We start from the raw sequence: 21,184 nt of genomic DNA on the forward strand, positions 1-21,184 counted from the left end.
ACGGGATCCCCCTCCCCCCGCGAAGCGGCGGGGAGGGGTTAGGGGTGGGGGGCGGTGGGGCTTGTGGGATGGATCGTGGAAGAACTCCGGCGGAGAGGCCGAGCACGCCTCCCTACCCGATCCACAGGCCCGACCACCCCCCACCCTACCCTCCCCGCCGCTGCGCGGGGGGAGGGGGACCTTCGCGGCGCGGGCCTTCCTGCCGCCGATCGTCTCGCGACGCCCTCCTCGATGCAGGCCGCGACGGCATTCCCCTCCCCTCCGCGCAGCGGCGGGGAGGGGTTAGGGGCGGTGGGGCTCGTGCGATGGTCCGGGAAAGCGCGCCCGAGCACGCCTCCCCGCCCGATCAGCGCGCGGCGGCGGCGGCGACGGCGGTCGGCGAGGTGACGCCGCCGAGCGAGACCCACTGGATCGAGGCCGTGCCCTCGCGCTTGATGTAGACGTATTGCGTGCGATCCCAGGGCACGACGGTGCGGATCTTGTTGTCGAGGATGAAGTCCCCGCGATCGGTGCGGATCTTGAGCACCGCGTGGCCCTCGTTGTTCTCGTCGAGAACCACGGTCATGCGCATGGCGCGGCGCGGCAGGCCCGCATCGGCGAGGCGCTTGCGCTTGAGGAGCTGGTAGTCCTCGCAATCGCCGTAGCCGGTCTTGGGGAAGTCCCAGCTGTCGATCACGCCCCATTGCTCGATGTCGGTCATCGGCTTGATCTGCGCGTTGACCTCGCGGTTGACGCGCTCGATCAGACGCCAGATGCTCGGCGTGAGCGTGATCGTGTCCGCCTCGGAGGGGTCGACCGCGCACTCGACGGGGTGGCGTTCGCAGAAGGCGTTCCAGGCCGGAACCGGGCGGGCCGAGCCCGTCGAGGCGAGCTGGTAGGCGGGCTCGGGGAGGAGCGATTGCGCCGCCGTCTCGCCGGGCGCGACGAGGCTCGCGAGCGCGCCGCCGGTCACGATGGCGATCGCCGCAGCGGCCCCGCGCAAATTCTGAATCGTGCGCCAGAGCCTGTGCTCGCGAACCGAGCTTGCGCCTGCGCCGTCGCCACCGACCGAATCAATCGCCATCGCCGCCCCCGGAGACCGTTTTTAAGCTTCTGTTAAAGAGGCTGCCAGAAGCGAGGGCCGGGCTCAAGGGACAAAGTCAAACGGTAGCTAACGATCCCGTGAGACGTTGGTTCCGAGCAACAGTGCAATAATTTTCCTAGAAGCTCGGCAGTAAAGGGTCCTCGGCGCCGAAACCCTTTTCCCAAAAGGGGCGGGCCGGCCTCGGGGAGAGGCCGGCCCTGTTTTGCGAGCCCGGTCTTGGGACGGGGAGGGTGGGGACGTGACCGGGGGCTCGCAAACTCGTGGGTTCGAGGATCAGTACCGCGCGGTGGCGGTGGGCGACGTGGCATGCCCGAGCGAGGTCCAGCCGAGGCGCTCGCGGCTCTCGCGCTTGACGTAGACGTAGCCCGTCTGGTGCCAGGGCAGGATCCGATCGGTCTTGTTGTCGAGGACGAGGTCGCCGCGGTCCGTGTGGAGCATCAGCACGGCGTGCCCCTCCCCCTTCTCGTCGATGACGACCGTCATCCGCATCGCGCGGCGCGGCAGGCCGGCGCGCACGAGGAGATGGCGCTTGAGGAGCTGGTAATCCTCGCAATCGCCGTAGCCTTCCGTGGGGAAGGTCCAGTGATCGGCGACCCCGTAGAGCTCCCAGTCGGTCTTCGGCTGGATCGCCGCGTTCACCCGACGGTTGATGTCCTGGATCGTCGTCCAGGACTGCGCGTCGAGGCGGATCTCGGCGTCTTCGCTCGTCTCGACCACGCACTCGCTCGGGTAGTCGCTGCAGAACTGCACCCAGCCGGCGATCGGGCGGGCCTCGCCCATCGCGGCCGCGGGCATCGTCGGCACCGGCAGCGGCGCCGCGATCGCGGCGCTCCCGATGCCTGCCGCTCCGAGGAGCGCCAACGCGGCGATGATTCCCGTCCGAGCCATGGTTCCTGTCTCCCTCCCTTCCCTGTCCGAGGGAGAGATTGCCCGGCGCGGCTTGGCCGGCGCTGAAGCGGTTGCGCGCAATTCGAGCGATTCGCGGTAAGGAGTGCCGCCCGCGGGCCGATTTCGCGATCAGCCGCAACAGGCCCTTGCGCGGTTTCGTCGAAAGTCTCCCGCTCGCGTCAGGATCTCGGTAACCCCCTCCCCCGCCGACGCATCGGAACCAGGGCAGTTCGCCTCCCGTTTGCCTGCGCGCCCTCGCCAATCCGTGCGCGAGGGGCCCCTCGAGGAGCGCATGTGCGGAAGCGGACGACGATCGAGAAACTGAGCCTGCACGCACGACGGCCGCTCGGGCGCGACGCCGCCTTCGCGCGGCGCGTCGCGATCGTGGCCGCCTTCGCCGTCCTCGCCTATGCGGCGTGGCTGATCTCCTACGTCATCGTGCTCGCCTTCCTCGCGCTGCTGATGGCCGTGATCATCCGCGCGGCGGTCGATCTCCTGAGCGACGCGACGGGGCTGCCCGAGGGCGCGGCCTTCGGCATCACGATCGTCGCCCTCGTCGCGGGCACGGCGAGCTTCCTCGTCTTCTTCGCGGGCACGGTCTACGGCCAGCTCGCCGACGTCGTCGCGCGGCTGCCCGACGCGATCGAGGCGCTCGGCGGGGCGCTCGGCATCGACGATCCGATCGGCTAGATCGAGGAGGAGCTTGCGGCGGCGGGCGGCACGACGGTGCTCGGACGCGCGGCCGGGCTCGGGTTCTCCGCGCTCGGCGGGCTCTTGGACGCCTTCATCGCGATCATGGCGGCGATCTACCTCGCCTACGATCCGGCGCTCTATCGCCGCGGCCTCGTGCGCCTCTTCCCCGCCGCCCGCCAGGAGCCGCTCGACGCGGCGCTCGTGACGACGGGGCGGGCGCTGAAGCTGTGGTTCGCGGGCCAGCTCGTCTCGATGGCCTTCGTGGGCGTCACCGGCGCGCTCGTCTTCTGGTGGATCGGCCTGCCGGCGCCGGTGGCGCTCGGGCTGATCGCGGGGCTGACCAATTTCGTGCCTTTCGTCGGCCCCGTCGTCGGCTCGCTGCCCGCCCTCGTCTTCGCCTTCAACGTCGGCCTCGACGCGCTCTTGTGGACGCTCGCCTTCATCGTCGTCATCCAGCAGGTCGAGGGCAACGTCCTCGTCCCCCTCGTCCAGCGCCGCGCGGTGATGCTGCCCCCCGCGCTCGGCCTCTTCGCCATCGTCGCCTTCGGCCTCCTCTACGGCTTCCTCGGCGTGTTCCTCGCGGTGCCGATCACGGTGACGCTGATGGTGCTCGTCAAGATGCTCTGGATGCGCGGCACGCTCGGGGAGGAGACGCAGGTGCCGGGGGAGGAGACGCGGGGGACGGGGAATACCTCCCCGTAGAGGAGGGTGGCCCCTGGAGCGGAGCGACAGGGGTCGGGTGGGGCCCGGGCGGCGCTCATCCTCCGCGCCTCGCACCCCACCCGACCTCCTCGCTCCGCTCGGAGGCCACCCTCCCCTACAGGGAGGGATTAGCCCCCTCTCCGCGACAAGAACGCGATCTTCTCGAACAACGCCACGTCCTGCTCGTTCTTCAACAAGGCCCCGTGGAGCGGGGGGATGAGCTTTCTCGTGTCGGTTTCGCGCAGGGTCTCGGGGGAGACGTCCTCCACCATCAGGAGCTTGAGCCAGTCGAGCAGCTCCGAGGTGGAGGGCTTCTTCTTGAGGCCGGGGACCTCGCGCAGGCCGAAGAAGACGCGCATGGCTTCCGCCACGAGGCGCTCCTTGATGCCGGGGAAGTGGACGGCGACGATGCCGGCCATCGTGTCGGGGTCGGGAAACCGGATGTAGTGGAAGAAGCAACGGCGCAGGAAGGCGTCGGGGAGCTCCTTCTCGTTGTTGGAGGTGATCACCACGATGGGGCGCACCCGCGCGCGCACGAGCTCGCCCGTCTCGTAGACGTGGAACTCCATGCGGTCGAGCTCGGTGAGGAGGTCGTTGGGGAACTCGATGTCGGCCTTGTCGATCTCGTCGATCAGGAGCACCGGGCGGGTTTCGGAGATGAAGGCCTCCCAGAGCTTGCCGCGGCGGATGTAATGGCCGATCTCGGACACGCGCGGATCGCCGAGCTGGCTGTCCCGCAGGCGCGACACGGCGTCGTACTCGTACAACCCCTGCGCCGCCTTCGTCGTCGACTTGATCGACCAGGTGATGAGCGGCGCCGACAACCCGCGCGCGATCTCCTCCGCCAAGACGGTCTTCCCCGTCCCCGGCTCGCCCTTCACGAGGAGCGGCCGCTCGAGCGCGATCGCGGCGTTGACGGCGACCGCGAGGTCCTTCGTGACGACGTAACGATCGGTGCCGGTGAAGCGCATGCGGGATTTCCTCCGGAGGGGGCGGCGGCAGGGCCTTTGTCCCATGGCGGACGTGCCCGCGCAACGGCCCGCGCGCGACAGAATCGCCGCGGCGGGGAAGCGTTGTTCGAGGCGCGCGCCGCAGCGTCGGAGGCTTTATCGTCGCCGCCCGCCAATCGTCCACGCACGCGCGAGCGATCTCGCCCGCGAGAGCGCGCGATGAGCGATGCGGGACGGCGCGGATCGTCCTGGCGCCGCCCGCGATCTACCATTTGACACATTTCGGCCTGCGAGCGATAACTGTCCGCCCGAGCTGGGCTTTAGGGCCCTCACCGCCGTTCAACGAGGCTCGCGTCGCGCGAGCCGCCCCGACGAGGCGAGAGGACGTTTCGCATGACGAAGAAGATCGAGGAGGCCGCGCGCCTCGACGCGCGCGAGGAGGACGTTCTTTCGCGCGTTCACCCGAGCCTACCCCAGGTGGCGGAGCGCGTCCGCGAGGGCCGCGTGAGCCGCCGCGAGTTCCTGCGCACCGCGACCCTGCTCGGCCTCTCGGCCGCGACCGCCTACGCCTTCGCCGGCAAGCTGACCGGCGAGCCCTTCGCCCCCGCCGCCCGCGCCCAGAACGGCACGCCCGTGCGCGGCGGCACGCTGCGCGTCGCGATGAACGTCATGGAGATCTCCGATCCCGCGACCATCGATTGGACCGAGAAAGGCAACCAGCTGCGCCACGTGCTCGAGCCGCTGGTGCGCATCTCGTCGGACAACATCGCCGTGCCGCACCTCGCCGAGAGCTGGTCGGCCTCGGAGGATCTGCGCACCTGGACGTTCCGCCTGCGCCGCGACGTCACCTGGTCGAACGGCGACGCCTTCGGCGCCGACGACGTGATCGCCAATTTCCGCCGCTGGATGGACCCCGCGACCGGCTCCTCCAATTACGGCCGCTTCTCGGCGCTGCGCACCTCCAACGAGGACGGCTCGCCGATGCGTGAGGACGCCGTCGTCAAGATCGACGACCACACCGTCGAGTTCAACCTGCGCACGCCCTTCCTGGCGCTGCCGGAATCGATGGGCGACTATCCCGCGCTCCTCGCGCATCGGTCGTTCGAGGGCGGCAATTGGGCGAACGAGCCGATCGGCACCGGGCCCTTCGAGCTCGTCGAGCTCCAGGTCGGCTCGCGCGCCCGCTATCGCCGTCGCGAGGACGGCTGGTGGGGCGGCGAGGTGCCGCTCGACGGGATCGACTACATCGATCTCGGCGACGATCCGGCGGCTCCGCTCGCCGCGCTCGCCTCGAACCAGGTCGACATGCTGCTGCGGCTCAACGTCGAGCAGGTGCCGGTCGCGCGCAACATGCCGATGCTGACGCTCTACGAGGCGCAGACCGCGCAGACCGGCGTCGCCCGCATGAAGGTCGACACCGCGCCCTTCGACGACGTGCGCGTGCGCCAGGCGATCCGGCTCTGCGTCGACAACGACCGCCTGCTCGAGCTCGTGATCCAGAATCTCGGCGTCGTCGGCGCGGACCATCACGTGGCGCCGATCCACCCCGAATACGCCGATATCGGCCCCTCCGAGCAGGATTACGAGCGCGCCCGCGCGCTCCTCGCGGAAGCCGGCCACGAGAACGGGCTCGACATCCGCATCGACTGCGTCGCCCAGCCGACCTGGGAGCCGAATACCTGCCAGGCGCTCGTCGAGCAGCTGCGGCCGGCGAACATCCGGCTCCAGGTCAACATCATGCCCGGCGGCACCTATTGGGACCGCTGGACGACGACGCCCTTCGGCTTCACCGCCTGGACCCACCGCCCGCTCGGCACGCAGGTCCTCTCGCTCGCCTATCGCTCCGGCGTGCCGTGGAACGAGAGCGGCTATGCGAACCCCGATTTCGACGACCTCCTCGACAAGGCCGAGGCGACGATCGACGTCGAGGAGCGCCGCGAGATCATGGCCGAGCTGCAGCGGATCCTGCGGGAGGACGCGGTGATCGTGCAGCCCTTCTGGCGCTCCGCCTTCACCGCCGCGACCCCGCGCCTGCGCGGCTACGCGCATCACCCCGCGGAGGAGCACCATTTCGAGGGGGTGTGGCTGGAGGGGTGATCTGGGCTCATGGGCCCGTGTGATCCGGGCCCCACCCGGCCACGGTCGCTTCGCTCCCGTGTCCACCCTCCCCTACGGGGAGGGATGGGCGCGACATCCCTCCCCGTAGGGGAGGGTGGCCCCTGAGCGAAGCGAAAGGGGTCGGGTGGGACCCGAGGCTTGCAGAATCACCGCCACCTGCGTCCACCCTCCCTTCGGGGGGAGATGGATGGAGACAATCCCATGCTGATCTTCCTCGGGCGGCGGCTCGTCGCGATGCTGCTGACGATGCTCGCGGTGTCGATCATCCTGTTTCTCCTCCTCGAGGTGAACGGGGATTCGGTCGCGATCAAGGTGCTCGGGCCCTACACGACCGAGCAGCAGCGCGCGCTCTGGCTCGCGGCGAACGGCTACGATCGCCCGGTGCTCGTGCGCTACGTCGAATGGCTCGGGCGCGTCGCGACCCTCGATTTCGGCGAGTCGATCCGCTTCCGCGTGCCGGTGACCGAGGTGCTGTGGCCGCGGCTCGCCAACACCGCGATCCTCGGCGGGGTGACCTTCGCCCTGATGATCCCGCTCGCGCTCGCGCTCGGCGTTCTCGCCGGCATGCGCGAGGGCTCGAAGCTCGACCGGACGATCTCGGTCGGCTCGATCCTGACGACCTCGATCCCGGAATTCGCCTCGGCGGTGCTCCTCACCTTCGTCTTCGTGTTCTGGCTCGCCTGGCTGCCGGGGACGAGCCCGATGAACGACGGGTTCTCCTGGCGCGAATTGGTGCTGCCCGTCGCCGTGCTGGTGCTCTACGGTTTCGGCTACATCGCGCGCATGACCCGCGCCTCCATGGCCGAGGTGATGCAGACGCCCTATATCCGCACCGCGATCCTCAAAGGCCTGCCCTATCGTCAGGTCATCCTGCGCCACGCCTTGCGCAACGCGCTGATCGCGCCGTTCACGGTGATCATGCTGCAGATCAATTGGCTGCTCTCGGGCGTGATCGTGGTGGAATTCTTCTTCGCCTACAAGGGTTTCGGCGCGCTTCTCCTGGAGGCCTCACTCAACCAGGACATCTTCCTCATCCAGGCCTGCGCGATGGTGGCGGTGTTCGTCGCGGTGACGACGCAGACGCTCGCCGATATCGGCTACACCTATCTCAACCCGCGCATCCGCTTCGCGTGACGGGAGCCGCACGATGACGGACACGACGACCATCCGCCCCGAGATCGCGACGCAGCCGCCCGAAGCGACGCCCCCGCGGGGGCGCCTGCGCGATCGGCTCCTCGCGCCGCTGCGCCCTCTCGGCTCGGCGCTCGCGCTCCTGCGGGAGAGCCCCGTCGCGATGATTGGCGCGGGCCTCGTCGCCTTCTGGGTTCTCGTCGCGATCCTCGCGCCGTGGATCGCGCCCTATCCGCCGAACGCGCAATTCGTGCCCTTCGCGCCCCCGCTCGCGCCGCATCCCGACGGAGGGATCTTCCTTCTCGGGGCCGATCATCTGGGGCGCGACGTGCTCAGCCGGGTGATCTGGGGCTCGCGCACGGTGCTGTTCTACGCGCCGCTCGCGACGGGCTGCGCCTTCGCCGTCGGGATCGTGATGGGGCTTCTCGCCGGCTACAAGCGCGGGATCGTCGACGACGTGCTCTCGCGCCTCTCCGACCTGATCCTGTCCTTCCCCGTTCTCGTCCTCTACGTCGTCGTCATCACGACCTTCGGCGCCTCGGGGCTCAACATCGTGCTCGCCGTCACCTTCGCGAGCGCGCCGGGCATCATGCGCATCGTGCGCGGCCTCGTGCTCGACCTCAGGAACCGCGACTACGTCGCCGCCGCCCAGACGCGCGGGGAATCGACCTGGCGGATCATGTTCGTCGAGATCCTGCCGAATGCGCGCGGGCCTCTCGTCGTCGATGCCTGTCTGCGGATGGGCTACACCATCATCACGATCGGCGTGCTCGGCTTTCTCGGCCTCGGCCTGCCGCCGCCGGACCCGGATTGGGGCGGCATGGTCAACCAGACGCGCGCGATGGCGACCTTCGCCCCGCACATGACGATCGTCCCCGTGATCGCGATCTCCTCGCTCGTCCTCGGCTTCAACCTCCTGGCCGACGGCATCCGCGAGATCTCGCTGAAGGATTGAGGCCGCCCGTGACAGAGACCTCGCCGAGCCTCGTCCCCTCCCCCGAGCCCGTGCTCGAGATCGAGGGCCTCGCGATCTCCTATCTCACCCGCGCCGGCGAGGTGCCGGCGGTCGTCGATTTCGACCTGACGATCCGCGCGGGCGAGAGCGTCGCGCTCGTCGGCGAATCCGGCTGCGGCAAGTCGACGGTCGCGAACGCCATCATGCGCTACATGGGCCGCAACGGGCGGATCGCGGCGGGCGCGATGCGCTTCAAGGGCCGCGATCTCCTCGCGCTCTCCGAGGCCGAGCTGCGGCGCGTGCGCGGCAACGAGATCGCGATGGTCTACCAGGAGCCCTTCGCGGCCTTGAACCCGTCGCTGACGATCGGCGCGCAGCTCGCGGAAGTGCCGATGATCCATCGCGGCCTCGATCGCGATGCGGCGCTCGAGGCCGCGCGCGCGATCCTCGCGGACGTGCGTCTCGCGGATGCGGACCGCGTCTTGTCCGCCTATCCCCACCAGCTCTCCGGCGGACAGCAGCAGCGCGTCGTCATTGCGATGGCGCTCCTCGCGAACCCCGCCCTCCTCCTTCTCGACGAGCCGACGACGGCGCTCGACGTGACGGTCGAGGCGGGGATCGTCGAGCTGATCGGCGAGATCAAGCGCAAATACGGCACCGCGATCCTGTTCATCAGCCACAATCTCGGCCTCGTGCGCGAGGTCTGCGACCGGGTGGCCGTCATGTATTCCGGCGAGGTGGTGGAGGAAGGCGCGGTCGAGGACGTCTTCTCGGCCATGCGCCACCCCTATACGCGCGGCCTGTTCGGCTGCATCCCGGTGCCGGCGGCCGACAAGAACGCGCGGCCGCTGCGGGCGATCCGCGGACAATTGCCGCTGCCGCACAAGCGCCCGCCGGGCTGCAATTTCGGCCCGCGCTGCGATCTCTTCCAGGCGGGCCTCTGCGATGCCGGGCCGGTGCCGATGGGCGCGGCCGGCGCCGAGGACGACGAGGACGCGCCCGCCCATCGCGCGCGCTGCCTGCGGCTCGACGCGATCGAGCGTCGGCCGCGCCCCGCCCGCCGCCGCCGCGATGCCGGCGAGCCCGCCTCGGACGAGGTTGTGCTCGAAGTCGCCGAGATGCAGAAATACTACCCCGTCTACGACCGCTCGCTCCTCGCGATGCTCTCGGGGCGCTCCGTGCGCTACGTCAAGGCGAACGAGGCGCTCAGCTTCAAGGCGCGGCGCGGGCAGACGGTGGCGATCGTCGGCGAATCGGGCTGCGGAAAGTCGACCTTCGCACGCGTTCTGATGGGTCTCGAGACCGCGACCGACGGCGCGATCCGTTTCGAGGGCGACGACATCTCGGGCGCGCCGGTGACGAGCCGCTCGAAGGAGCAGGTCGCCAACCTCCAGATGATCTTCCAGAACCCGAACGACACGCTCAATCCGAGCCAGACGGTGGGCGCGCAGATCGCCCGCGTGATCCGCAAATTCGGCGTCGAGACGAAGCACGAGCGGATCTGGGCGCGCGTCTACGAGCTCCTCGATCTCGTCAAGCTCCCGCGCGAATTCGCCGAGCGCAAGCCGCGCCAGCTCTCGGGCGGGCAGAAGCAGCGGGTCGGCATCGCCCGCGCCTTCGCCGGCAACCCCTCCGTCGTCGTCGCCGACGAGCCGGTCTCGGCGCTCGACGTCTCCGTCCAGGCGGCGGTGACGCAGCTCCTGATGGACATCCAGCGCGAGAACGACACGACGCTCCTGTTCATCAGCCACGATCTTGGCCTCGTGCGCTATCTCGCGGACCGCGTGGTGGTGATGTATCTCGGCCAGATCATGGAGCAGGGCCGCACGGCGGACGTGTTCGAGCCGCCCTACCATCCCTATACGGAGGCGCTTCTCTCGGCGGTGCCCGTCGCCGATCCCGCGATCGAGAAGACGCGGATCGTCTTGGAGGGCGCGCTGCCGAGCCCGCTCGATCCGCCGAAGAGCTGCCCCTTCGCGACGCGCTGCCAGCGCAAGCTCGGCGCGATCTGCGACGAGGAGCGCCCGCCGGTCCACGCGATGGCGGGCGGCCACCGCATCGCCTGCCACATCCCGCTATCCGAGCTCGAGACGGTCGAGCCCGTCTTCCGCAAGGCCGAGCCGCCGGCGAGCGCGGCGTAAGCGGCGGTGGATAGGGTCGCGTAAGTACCCTATCCGGGAACTCCGGGGGGTCCCACGCCCTTGACCGCGGGCGCGTTGGGGGCGAGGCTCTTTTTCGGTCTCGACGCGCGTCGCGACCGCACGGAGCCCCCCCAACGTGTATCCCCTCCCCCAATTCCCGACAGTCCCCGCCTTCTTCGCGCTGGGGTTGGACGTCGTCCGCCTCGCGCTCGAAGCGCAAGCCGTGATCGGCATGCGGCTCATGGCGATGGCCACCGGCCAGGTGCCCGCCATGGCGGAGGCGCAGCTGATGGCCCCCGAAAAGGTCGCGGCCTTCGTCGAGGCGCAGCAGATCATGGCGCTCGGCGTCCTCACGGGGCGCATGCACGCCTCCCCGGAGAAGGTCGTGCGCCTCTACCGCCGCCGCGTCCGCGCCAACCGCACCCGCCTCGCGCGCCGCCACAGAGCGCTGTCGTCCCCGTGAGGGGGGAGATGGGTGTGATGTCCGGCCGGAGGCGCTCCCTCTTCCTTCCCTCGGAGGTTGCCTAACCTGCGGAGGCTGTCATCCCGGGCCGCGAAGCGGACCCGGGACCCATAACCTCGACGACCGTTCGAGCGCGCATGCCGCGCTCGCATCGCACCCCGCGAGCGTCTACCTTCCGAGAAACGCAGCCTACAGGCTGCGACTGACACGTCGTGGATATGGGTCCCGGATCGCCTTCGGCGTCCGGGATGACACCGCGAGGGGACGATTGTCGAGTTACGAGGGGAAGGAGAACGGCTTCGGCCTGAACTGGCACGCCCCCCTCCCCTCCCTCACGCCGGCTTCGGCTCGAGCTCCAGCCGCACCACCTTCAGATCCGGGTCGTAGGGGTCCGCACCCACCTCGAAGCCGAGCTCCCGGCACATGTCGAGCATGGTGCGGTTCTCGCGCAGGACCTGGCCTTCGACGTGCTGCAGCCCCTCCGTGCGGGCCCATTCGATCATGAGCTGCATGAGCTGCCAGCCGAGCCCGATGCCCTTGAGGTCGGAGCGCAGGAGGATCGCGTATTCGCCGCTCTCGTGATTGGCGTCGGCGTGCAGGCGCACGGCGCCCATCATCTCGCCGCTGTCGGGGTCGAGGGCGACGAAGGCGATCGCGCGGGCGTAGTCGATCTGGACGAGCTTGGCGATGAAGGAATGGCTGAAATCGCGCACGGGCGCGAAGAAGCGCAAGCGCAGATCGTCCGCCGTGACCTTCTGGAAGAAGGCGCGGAACAGATCCTCGTCCTCCGGGCGCACCGGCCGCACGAGCGCCGCGCGGCCGTCGTGGAGCGTGAGCCGGCGCTCCCACTCGTTCGGATAGGGCCGCACGGCGAAGCGGGCGGAGGGCGTGCGCCGGCGCGAGGGCGGCACGGGGGCCACCGCGACGCGGGCATCGACGGCGATCACCCCGTCCTTGTCGGCGAGGAAGGGGTTGATGTCGAGCTCGCGCACCTCCGGCAGGTCGGCGGCGAGGAGCGACAGCTTGACGAGCACCTGCTTGACCGCGTCGAGATCGGCGGCGGGCACGTCGCGATAGGCCTCGAGCACGCGCGAGACGCGGGTGCGCGCGATCAGCGTCCCGGCGAGGTTCATGTCGAGCGGGGGCAGCGCGAGCGCCTTGTCGTTGATGACTTCCACCGCCGTGCCGCCGCGGCCGAACACGATCACGGGGCCGAACGTCTCGTCGTCGGCGATGCCGGCGATCAGCTCGCGCGCTTTCGGCTTGCGCACCATCGGCTGCACGGTGACGCCGGTGATGCGCGCGCCCGGCTTGAGGCGCTTGGCGCGCTCGAAGATGTCCGCGGCGGCCTCCTCCACCGCGGCGACGCTCGTGAGGTCGAGCTTCACGCCGCCGATGTCGGACTTGTGCACGATGTCGGGGGAGAGCACCTTCACCGCGACCGTGCCGCCGGCCTCGACGGTGGCGCGCGCCGCCTCGCCCGCCTCCCGCGCGTCGCGGGCGAGCGTCACCGGCGCGTCGGGGATGCCGTAGGCGCCCATGAGGCCGCTGACCTCGATCGGGTCGAGCCAGGTGCGGCCCTCCGCGACCACGGTCTCGACGATGCGCCGCGCACGCGCCCGGTCGGGCCTGAAATCCTCCGGCAGCGCGTCCGGCGTCTCCATCAGGAGGTCCTGCGCCTCGCGATACCGCACGAGATGCATGAAGCCCTGCACCGCGTCCGCCTCCGTCGCGAAGCGCGGGATTCCGGCCGCCTCGAAGGCGCGGGCGGCCTGCGGGTCCTCGCCGAGCCAGACCGCGAAGACGGGCTTCCTGCGAAAGCCCTTGGCGCGCTCGCGCTGGACGACCTCCACCACCGCCTCGGCGGCGGCCGCGGAGGAGGCGAGCGCGGTCGGCACGTTCATGACGAGGACGGCGTCCGTGTTCGGATCGCGCAGGCAGGCCTCCATCGCGGCGGCGTAGCGCCGCGCATCGGCGTCGCCGACGATGTCGACCGGATTGGCGTGCGACCAGGTCTCCGGCAGCACCGCGTCGAGCGCGGCGATCGTCTCGGGCGCGAGTTCGGCGAGCGTGCCGCCGCGATCGATCAGCCGGTCGACCGCGAGCACGCCCACCCCGCCGCCATTCGTGAGGATGCCCAGCCGGTTGCCGTCGAACGGCTTCTGGCGCCCGAGCGTCTCGGCGGCGGCGAACAATTCGTCGAGATCGTAGACGCGCAGGAGGCCCGCGCGGCGGAAGGCGGCGTCGTAGACGCCGTCGGAACCCGCGAGCGCGCCGGTATGCGTCGCCGCCGCCTTGGCGCCTTGGGCATGACGGCCGGATTTCACCACGACGACGGGTTTCGCGCGCGCGGCGGCGCGGGCGGCGGACATGAACTTGCGCGAGGCGTTGATCGATTCGACATAGAGAAGGATCGCGCGGGTGTCGCGGTCGGCGGCGAAATAATCGAGCAAGTCGCCGAAATCGACGTCGACCTTGTCGCCGAGCGAGACCACCGCCGAGAATCCCACGTTGCGCTGCGCCCCCCATTCGACGAGCCCCGCCGCGATGGCGCCCGATTGCGAGACCAGCGCGAGATCGCCGGCCTTCGGCGCGTTCGCGGCGAAGCTCGCGTCGAGCCCGATGCGCGGGGCCATGACCCCTAAGCAATTGGGCCCGACGAGGCGAAGCCCGTGCCGACGGGCGGCGACCCGCGCCTGTTCGGCGAGGGAGCCCGCGCCGTGGCCGAGCCCGGCGGTGATGACGATCGCCGAGCCGACCCCGAAGGCCCCCGCCTCCTCGACGATCCCCGGCACCGCTTGCGGCGGGGCGGCGACGACGACGAGATCGGGGGGCGTGTCGAGATCGGTCAGCCGCGCGACGCAAGCGTGGCCGTCGATCTCGCGATGGCGCGGATTGACGAGCGCGATCGGCCCCGCGAACCCCGCCCGCTTCAGATTGCGCAGGACGGTGCGGCCGAGCGAGCCCTCGCGCGGGCTCGCGCCGACGAGGGCGATCGAGCGGGGGGAGAAGAGGGTCTCGAGACGGTAGGTGCTCATTCGGTCGCTCTCGGTGCTCGGCTCATGGCCGGTTCGGGGAATGCTCGACGGGGACGCTGCTACGGGGACAATCTACCGAACGCGCGATGGCACTCGTTCGACAACGATGGAGGCACGCACGCGCGACGCCCCTGCGACGCCGCGTCGCCCCGGGGGGCTTTCGGGAAAGACGCCGGCCCTCTCCTTCCCCTCATTGGTACGTGAATCTTTCTCCCAGAACCTCCACGCCGTCATTCCGGGGCGCGAAGCGAGCCCGGAACCCAGACTCCCGACCTCTGATGAGCAGCCTGTAGGCTGCGTCCTTCGAGGCATCAGTTGTCTCGGGTTGCGGAGCGAGCGCGCATGCGCGCTCGAACCAACGTCGGGGTTCTGGGTTCCGGGCTCGCTTCGCGCCCCGGAATGACGGGCGGGGAAAGATTTTCAGACAATCGGGGAAGGAGAGACGTCGCGTCCGCAGGCCGGCATCGATCACATCAGGACAGGACACGCCCACGCCGCCTCATGTATCCCCGCGCGCGAGGTCGAACACCAGCGCCTCCCAGGTGGTGCCGCGGGCTTGGAGGATGGCGCCGAGCGCGGCGAGCGAGGCCTCGAGCCCGGCGCGGCGGTCGCCGGCGGCGCGCTCGATCTCGCGCAGCTTCGCGTAGAGCGGGACGACGGCCGCGCGGGCGCGCGGATTGTCCGGTCGACGGCTCGAATGATAGCCGACGATGCGCCCGTCCGGCGCGCGGCTCGGGGTGACGTGGGCGAGGACCCAGTAATGCGCGCCATCCGCGGCGAGGTTGAGGACGAAGGCGAAGACCTCGCGCCCGGCCTCGAGCTCGGCCCACAGATGGGCGAAGACGGCGCGCGGCATGTCGGGATGGCGGATGATCGAATGCGGCGCGCCGAGCGCCTCCGCCTCCGACAGCCGCGCCATCGCGAGGAAGGTCGGGTTCGCGTAGGTGATCTTGCCGGCGAGATCGGTCTTGGTGACGATCAGCGCGCCCGGCGGGAACGGACGCTCGATGTTGGTCGGCGCGACGACGCGGTCGAGGCGCCGAAGAGGGCCGCGCAGAGGTCCTCGCGGAGGGCGGCTTACGGCGTCGTCGGTCGCGAACATCGGCTCTCCCTTCGCGGAGCGGGCATCCGACGAAAGGCTATGGTGCGTCGCAGCGCCGCGCACTGATCTGGATCAAGGCCACGCTGCGACGCGAGGAGCGCCTTACTGCGCCCCGGTCGCCTCCGGCTCGTCGACGAGGGTGACGCGCAGGAGGTCGCCGTCCTCGTGGTCGGTCACGAGCCAGAGGGCGCCCTCCTCGTCGATCTGCACGTCGCGCACGCGCCGGTCGAATTCCAGCCGCTCCTCGGCGACCGCGTCGTCGAGGAAGCGCACGCGCACGATGCCGCGCGTCATCAGCCCGCCGACGATGAGATCGCCCGCCCACGGCGCGAACATCTCGCCGTCGTAGACGACGACGCCCGACGGCGCGACCGTGCCCTGGAAGATGTGGCGCGGGCTCACCATGCCCTCGCGCTCGATGCCGACCCCCATCGGCGCGCCGGAATAATCGACGCCGCCCGTCAGGAAGGGCCAGCCGTAATTCTCGCCGGCCTCCACGAGGTTGATCTCGTCGCCGCCCTCGGGCCCGTGATCGACGACCCAGATCTCGCCCGTCTCGCGATTGACGGTGATCGCCTGGATGTTGCGGTGGCCGACCGAGAAGAGCGCGTCGTTCGCTTCGTCGTCGTCCACGAAGGGGTTGTCGTCGGGGATCGAGCCGTCGAGCGCCACGCGCACGATCGAGCCGGCCTGGTCCTCCATGTCCTGCGCGCGGGAGATGTTCCGGCGATCGCCGATCGTGAGATAGACGTGGCCCTCGTGGATCAGCATGCGGCCGCCGAAATGCAGGCCGCTCGAATCCTGGTCGTCCTCCTGCATCTGGAAGACCTCCTGCGCGTCGGCCAGGCGATAGCCGTCGCCGTCCTCCTCGAGCGTGTAGCGGGTGATCGTGAGGGCGGCCCCGCGCTCGGTCGGCGCGGAATAGGAGAGGAAGACGTAGCGGTTGTCCTCGAAGCCCGGATGGAGCTTGACGTCGAACAGCCCCGCCTGCGAGCGCTCGGTGACGCCCTCGTAGCGGAAGATCTCGGGCGCGCCCTCGAGCGGATCGGAGATCTCCCCGTCGCGGGTGACGATGCGCACCTGCCCCTCGTCGCGCTCGGTCACGAGCATGCGCCCGTCGGGCATGATGGCGAGCGCCCAGGGGTGGACGAGCCCGCCCGCGACGCGCTCGACCGAGATGCGGGCGTGCTCGGTGTCGAGCTCGAGGGGGAAGTCCTGCGCGAGGGCGGGCGCGCTCGCCACGAGGGCGAAGGCGGCGGCGCCGCCGGCGAGATGTTTGAGGCGGGCATGCAGCATGGGGTCCTCTCCGTCTGTCCGTCGTCCGGGGAGGAGGCGCCACCGAAGCGCGAGCGCACATGCGGCACACGCCTCCTCGGAGGAGACGCGGCAGGCGCCGGGGGGGTTCCTGTAGGGCAGCGCAGGGCGCGTGTGCAGCGCCGCAAGAAACGGGCGACGGAAAAAACGACAAAGCCGCCGGACGCTTCCGCGTCGGCGGCTTCCTCATGCACCCGTTCCTCTCACGAGGACGGTTGGTGCGGCCGAGAGGACTCGAACCTCCACTGGTCTCCCAACTAGCACCTCAAGCTAGCGCGTCTACCAATTCCGCCACGGCCGCGGACCGGTGCGGGAAGCCTCTGGAGGAGGCGTCCCGCCGGGGTGGGGAGCATCTAGCACCTCGGTTTTCGGGGCACAAGCCCGATTTTCCGAAGCGCCTTCTTTTTCGCGCCCGCTCAGAGATCGGCGGGGCGGGCGGGCGGCAGGATCGCCGCGTCGGAGCCCTCGCCGGCGAGCGAGGCGTAGCCCGCCGTCGGCTCGGCGGCGGCAGCCGCGGCCTTGGCGCGGGCGATGCGCGCGGCGAGATAGGGCGCCATCGGCTGAAGCGGGATCGCCTCGGGCGCGGCCGCCGCGAAGGCGGTGCCGGTGGTCAGCGGATCGCGCGCGGGGCCGATGGCGGCATAGCGCTCGAGCCGGTAGCCCATCATGCCCTGGAAGCTCTCGTCGACCTCGGCGATGGTGCGCGGGCGGTCGCGGCGACCGTCGCGGAAGAAGATCGTCCGATTCGCGCGGGCGGCGGCGGCGAATTCCTTGGCGGCGTTCGCCTTCGGATTCTCGTCCTTGAGCGCGAGGAAGCGCGCGGCGCCGCCCGGGCCGAGGAAGTGGACGATGTAGACCTCGTGCGCCTCGAGCGGGCGACCGAGCTGATCGGCGATGCGCCGGCCGTCGCGCTTGAGCATCTCGCCGGCCATGAGCCCGGCGATCAGCGGATCGCGGCGCAGGTCGAGGAGCTCGGCGCGGCGCGCCGCGTCCTCGATGCGGAACACGCCGTCGGACCCGCGGCTGATCCAGGAGGCCTCGCGATGGAGGCCGTATTGCGGGCCGAAGGAATAGATCACGCGGAACCAGGTCTGCTCGATGAACTGGAACAGGCCCTGCGCGGAGGAGGTCGAGGCGGAGACGCCGGGGCGCAGGCTCGATTCCTTGTCGGCGAGCGCGAGCTTGAAGACCGGATCGACGCCGGTGCGGGCGGAGGCCTGCAGGACCGCGTCGACGATCCGCTGCTCCACCTTCATCGGCCCGAAGCCGACGATCCGACGCTCGGCGCGCACGGCCTGGCCGATGCGGCGCTCGAGCTCGAGGAGAGACGGCGGATCGAGATCGATCATCGGCGGCTCGAAGGCGGCGAGGCGACGCTCGCGGAGCTGCGCGCTCATCAGGCGGGCATTGGCGCGGGCGGCCTCGCGGACCATCCTGTTCGTCGCCTCGCGGGCCGCGGCCCGCGACGCCGAGCGCCAATCGTCGAGCGCCTCGCGGACCCGCATCTGCGCGTCGGCGTGAGCGGAGATCGCCGCGTTCGACACCCGCTCGGCGGCGATGCGCTGTTGTGCCGCCGACGGGGCGGTGGCCGCCGTCACCATGCCCGCATTGAGGCACAGCCCCAATCCGAGGGCGACGGTCAGGCGCGTCGGGAAGATCGCGCGCACGAGGGGGCCGCTCCCGCGAACGTTACGTCCGCGCGAGGCGGCGCCGGCGGGCGCCGTGTCTCGTCCAGTCATCCTATCCCCTTGAACCACGCCGGAGCGGCGTCTGGCGGCGTCGTTGGCCGCGTCGCCTTGGTCGCCCGGCAGTTTGGCCGCAATGGGTCAGCGTGACCGTGCAAGGGGCGCGGCGGGATGTCGCGGCAGGAACTTTTTTCGAAGGTTGTTACCCGCGTGCGCCACCACCGCGCTCGCCGGGCGTCGTCGCGACCGCCCGGTCGGGCGCCGGCGCCACCGGCTCGGCGACCTCCTGGGGCACCTCTTGGGCGATCTCCTGGGCGATCTCGGGCACGCGCACGCCGCTCTCCTCGGGCAGCGCGACGACGTTCGAATCGACGCTCGCGAGCGCCGCCTCCTTGCGCGCGCGCACCTCCCGCCGCGACGGCGGCCGCTCCGGCGCGCGCTCGCCCTCTTCCTGGAGGACGCGCAGCGGCGGGGCCATGCCGGTCTTGTCGACGCCGGGATAGATGGTGAGGTGCGGGAAGGGGATCTCGATGCCGCGCTCGTCGAAGACTTCCTTGAGGATCTCGTTGTAGGCGCGCCCCGTGGCCCATTGCTTGCCCGGCAGCGTCTTGATGCGCCCGCGCACGATCACCGCGCTGTCCTCGAATCGGTCGAGGCCCATCATCTCGAAGGGGCCGACGATGTTGGGCCCGTGCTCCTCGGATTTCTCGAGGAGCGCGAAGGCGTCGCACATGGCCTTCTTCACGTCGGAGACCTTCTCGCGATAGGCGACGCCGACATCCGCCACGTAGAAGGAGAAGTGGCGCATCATGTTCGAGACCATGTCGACCGACGAGAACGGGATCACGTGGTAGACGCCGTTGAGGTCGCGCATCGACACCGAGCGGATGGTCAGGCGCTCGACGACGCCCGAGATGCCGCCGGCCGTGACGACGTCGCCCTCGTTCATGGCGTTCTCGAGCTGGATGAAGATGCCCGTGATCACGTCCTGGACGAGCTTCTGCGCGCCGAAACCGACGGCGAGGCCGATCACGCCGGCACCGGCGAGGAGCGGGCCGACGTTCACGCCGAGCTCGGAGAGGATCATGATCGCGACGACGACCCAGAGCGTCACGGTAAAGGCGTTGCGGAAGAGCGAGAGGAGCGTGCGCTCGCGCGGCGTCGGCTGGGTGCCGCAATCGGGGTTGAGGCGGTATTCCACCCAGGAGGAGACGACGATGTAGAGCGCGACGGCGATCACGAGGATGAGCGACGCGGAGATCAGCGACGTCGTCACCGCGAGCCCCACCCCAGTGGAGGCCCAGTCGAGGAAGTCGAACAGGTCCCAGGCCTGGCCGATCGCGACGACGACGCCGAACATCACCACGATGCGCACGAATCGCAGCACGTTCGGCACGAAGGCGTTGAGGCGCTGTTCGAGCAGCGGCAGGCGCTGCTTCACGTCCTCCGACAGGCGCATGCCTCCCGAGATCAACCGCGTGATCGCCGCTGCGACGGCGATGCCGACCGCGATCGCGATCGCGCTCTCGAGCGTCGCCGAGAGCATGAAGGCGAGCGCGTCGCGCGGGCGCGTCATCCAGACGACGAAGATCGCCACGAAATAGACGACCGCGAAGATGTGCCAGACGCGGCCGATGGCGGCCGAGAGCCGCGCGAAGGCGTCCGTCTCCCCCGCGAGCGCGCGACGCGCGATCAACCGCCTCACCGGCTCCTTGTTCTGGAGGACGACGAGGATGCCGACGACGCAGGCGGCGAGCACCGCGAGCATGCGCGCGGCGTTCGCGGCGGCGGGCGAGACGTTCCAGGCGAGGATCGGCGCGACGAACATGAAGGTGTAGACGACCACCATCACCGCGCGCGTGATCCAGAAATACCAATAGGCGGCGTTCGTGTCGGACATCGGCACGAGGCGCAGGCTCACGCGGTTCGGCTTGAGGACGGCGCGCGCGACGAGCTTGATCGCCTCCGAGAGCACGAAGGCGTTGAGGAAGAGCGTCTGGTTGAGCGCGTCGAGCCCGTGGCGGCCGGACGCCACCGCGATGCCGTTGCCGATCACCCAGGCGAGCGCGAGCGCCACCGCCTCCAGCGCGAAGGCGGCGAGCGCGAGCACGATCCGCCCCGGCAGGCGCGCGACGCTGCGATGGCGCGCGGCGCGATCGGCGATGCGGCCGGCGACGTTGCGCAGGATCAGATAAGCGAGGATCGTCCCCGCGATCACGAGCACGACCGCGCTGAGCACGTTGGCCAGGCGCTCGATGTCGCGCCAGGTCACGCCGTCGTAGAGGCCCGTCAGCGTCTCCGCCGCCCGTCCGGTGACCGCGAACAGGCCGGCGATCTGCTCGGCGACGGCGCGGGTCCGCTCGGCGACCTGGCGCGCGAAGGGAATCTGCTGCTCGGCAGCGACCTCCACGGCCGCCTCGGGAGCCGCGCTCGCGCCGAGCGCCTCGATCAGCCGCGCGCGGGCCGCGTCGTCCTGCAGCACCCGGATCAGCGCTTCGAGATCGGCCTCGAGCGGAGCCTGCGCCGCCGGCGCCTCCTCGCCCTGAGCCGCCGCGGGCGGGGCGAACGAAGGCAGGCCGGGAACCTGCGCGCGCGCGGCGCCTGCGAAGACCACGAAGACGAGGGCGGTCGCGAGGACGAAGGCGAGGGCGAGGGCGGCGAGCCGCGTGTGGGAACGGGCGAAGACGATCAGGGGCAGAGGCGGGCGCATACGATGGGGCTGTGCTCTCGGGCTCCGGGAGGGGCGGGGTACGGCCTGCGCGAAGCAGCACGGCCGCGGGCGGGACTATAGGCGCATCGGCGCGATTTTGAAGCGCCGGAACGCCCATTCCGGTAGAATGATCGCGAGGAGGCGTGGCGCTGACGATCGCGCCGCTTTGTCACCCGCCCGCGCCCATCCTGCGAAAGCCGGACTTTTCCC

General features: G+C 70.3%; 15 protein-coding genes and 1 tRNA gene. 7 read left to right on the forward strand and 9 right to left on the reverse strand.

From position 1 onward, the window contains the following. Nucleotides 1-346: 346 nt before the first annotated feature. A complete protein-coding gene (locus ACK4UM_RS18030; protein ID WP_409802078.1) occupies nt 347-982 on the reverse strand; it encodes a transglutaminase-like cysteine peptidase in 636 nt (211 codons plus the stop codon). Between the two features lie 375 nt (nt 983-1,357). Next, a complete protein-coding gene (locus ACK4UM_RS18035) occupies nt 1,358-1,972 on the reverse strand; it encodes a transglutaminase-like cysteine peptidase (protein ID WP_409802080.1) in 615 nt (204 codons plus the stop codon). A 294-nt stretch (nt 1,973-2,266) separates the two neighbouring features. Here ACK4UM_RS18035 and ACK4UM_RS18040 point away from each other — a divergent pair, with 294 nt between their 5' ends. Further along, nucleotides 2,267-2,662, forward strand: a complete 396-nt coding sequence (locus ACK4UM_RS18040; RefSeq protein WP_409802082.1) for a hypothetical protein — start codon at nt 2,267-2,269, stop codon at nt 2,660-2,662. 36 nt (nt 2,663-2,698) lie between these two features. Then, nucleotides 2,699-3,367 carry an AI-2E family transporter gene (locus tag ACK4UM_RS18045; protein WP_409802084.1) on the forward strand — a complete coding sequence of 223 codons (669 nt, stop codon included), beginning with the start codon at nt 2,699-2,701 and terminating at the stop codon, nt 3,365-3,367. Between the two features lie 128 nt (nt 3,368-3,495). Here the strand turns inward: ACK4UM_RS18045 and ACK4UM_RS18050 are convergent, their stop codons facing one another. Beyond that, nucleotides 3,496-4,338 (reverse strand): AAA family ATPase, encoded by an 843-nt coding sequence (locus ACK4UM_RS18050; protein ID WP_409802086.1) that lies wholly within the window; start codon nt 4,336-4,338, stop codon nt 3,496-3,498. 372 nt (nt 4,339-4,710) lie between these two features. On the opposite strand from ACK4UM_RS18050, the gene ACK4UM_RS18055 reads away from it, so the two are divergent. From ACK4UM_RS18055 to ACK4UM_RS18075, 5 genes are all read left to right on the forward strand, one after another. Next, entirely contained in the window at nt 4,711-6,414 is a 1,704-nt protein-coding gene (locus ACK4UM_RS18055) for an ABC transporter substrate-binding protein (protein WP_409802088.1), read from the forward strand. Nucleotides 6,415-6,636: 222 nt separating this feature from the next. Next, nucleotides 6,637-7,569 carry an ABC transporter permease gene (locus tag ACK4UM_RS18060; RefSeq protein WP_409802090.1) on the forward strand — a complete coding sequence of 311 codons (933 nt, stop codon included), beginning with the start codon at nt 6,637-6,639 and terminating at the stop codon, nt 7,567-7,569. 13 nt (nt 7,570-7,582) lie between these two features. After that, nucleotides 7,583-8,521, forward strand: coding sequence for an ABC transporter permease (locus ACK4UM_RS18065; RefSeq protein WP_409802092.1), 939 nt, complete (start codon nt 7,583-7,585; stop codon nt 8,519-8,521). 8 nt (nt 8,522-8,529) lie between these two features. Continuing rightward, nucleotides 8,530-10,662 (forward strand): dipeptide ABC transporter ATP-binding protein, encoded by a 2,133-nt coding sequence (locus tag ACK4UM_RS18070; protein ID WP_409802096.1) that lies wholly within the window; start codon nt 8,530-8,532, stop codon nt 10,660-10,662. 136 nt (nt 10,663-10,798) lie between these two features. Then, entirely contained in the window at nt 10,799-11,125 is a 327-nt protein-coding gene (locus ACK4UM_RS18075) for a hypothetical protein (RefSeq protein ID WP_409802100.1), read from the forward strand. 332 nt (nt 11,126-11,457) lie between these two features. On the opposite strand, the gene ACK4UM_RS18080 is transcribed toward ACK4UM_RS18075, so the two are convergent. The 6 genes from ACK4UM_RS18080 to ACK4UM_RS18105 all read right to left on the reverse strand — a co-directional run bounded on the left by ACK4UM_RS18080 (nt 11,458) and on the right by ACK4UM_RS18105 (nt 20,974). Beyond that, nucleotides 11,458-14,163, reverse strand: coding sequence for a GNAT family N-acetyltransferase (locus ACK4UM_RS18080; protein WP_409802104.1), 2,706 nt, complete (start codon nt 14,161-14,163; stop codon nt 11,458-11,460). Between the two features lie 499 nt (nt 14,164-14,662). Further along, nucleotides 14,663-15,265: a PAS domain-containing protein gene (locus ACK4UM_RS18085; protein WP_409802105.1), complete on the reverse strand. Its 603-nt coding sequence runs from the start codon at nt 15,263-15,265 to the stop codon at nt 14,663-14,665. A 102-nt stretch (nt 15,266-15,367) separates the two neighbouring features. Continuing rightward, a complete protein-coding gene (locus tag ACK4UM_RS18090; protein WP_409802107.1) occupies nt 15,368-16,561 on the reverse strand; it encodes a PQQ-dependent sugar dehydrogenase in 1,194 nt (397 codons plus the stop codon). A gap of 234 nt (nt 16,562-16,795) precedes the next feature. Continuing rightward, a tRNA-Leu gene (locus ACK4UM_RS18095) sits at nt 16,796-16,880 on the reverse strand. 115 nt (nt 16,881-16,995) lie between these two features. Beyond that, on the reverse strand, nt 16,996-18,246 hold the full coding sequence (locus ACK4UM_RS18100; RefSeq protein WP_409802109.1) for a hypothetical protein: 1,251 nt from the start codon (nt 18,244-18,246) through the stop codon (nt 16,996-16,998). A 220-nt stretch (nt 18,247-18,466) separates the two neighbouring features. Then, on the reverse strand, nt 18,467-20,974 hold the full coding sequence (locus ACK4UM_RS18105; protein WP_409802112.1) for a mechanosensitive ion channel domain-containing protein: 2,508 nt from the start codon (nt 20,972-20,974) through the stop codon (nt 18,467-18,469). Nucleotides 20,975-21,184 lie beyond the last annotated feature (210 nt).

Source organism: Salinarimonas sp. (assembly GCF_046292825.1).
Taxonomy (GTDB): domain Bacteria; phylum Pseudomonadota; class Alphaproteobacteria; order Rhizobiales; family Beijerinckiaceae; genus Salinarimonas.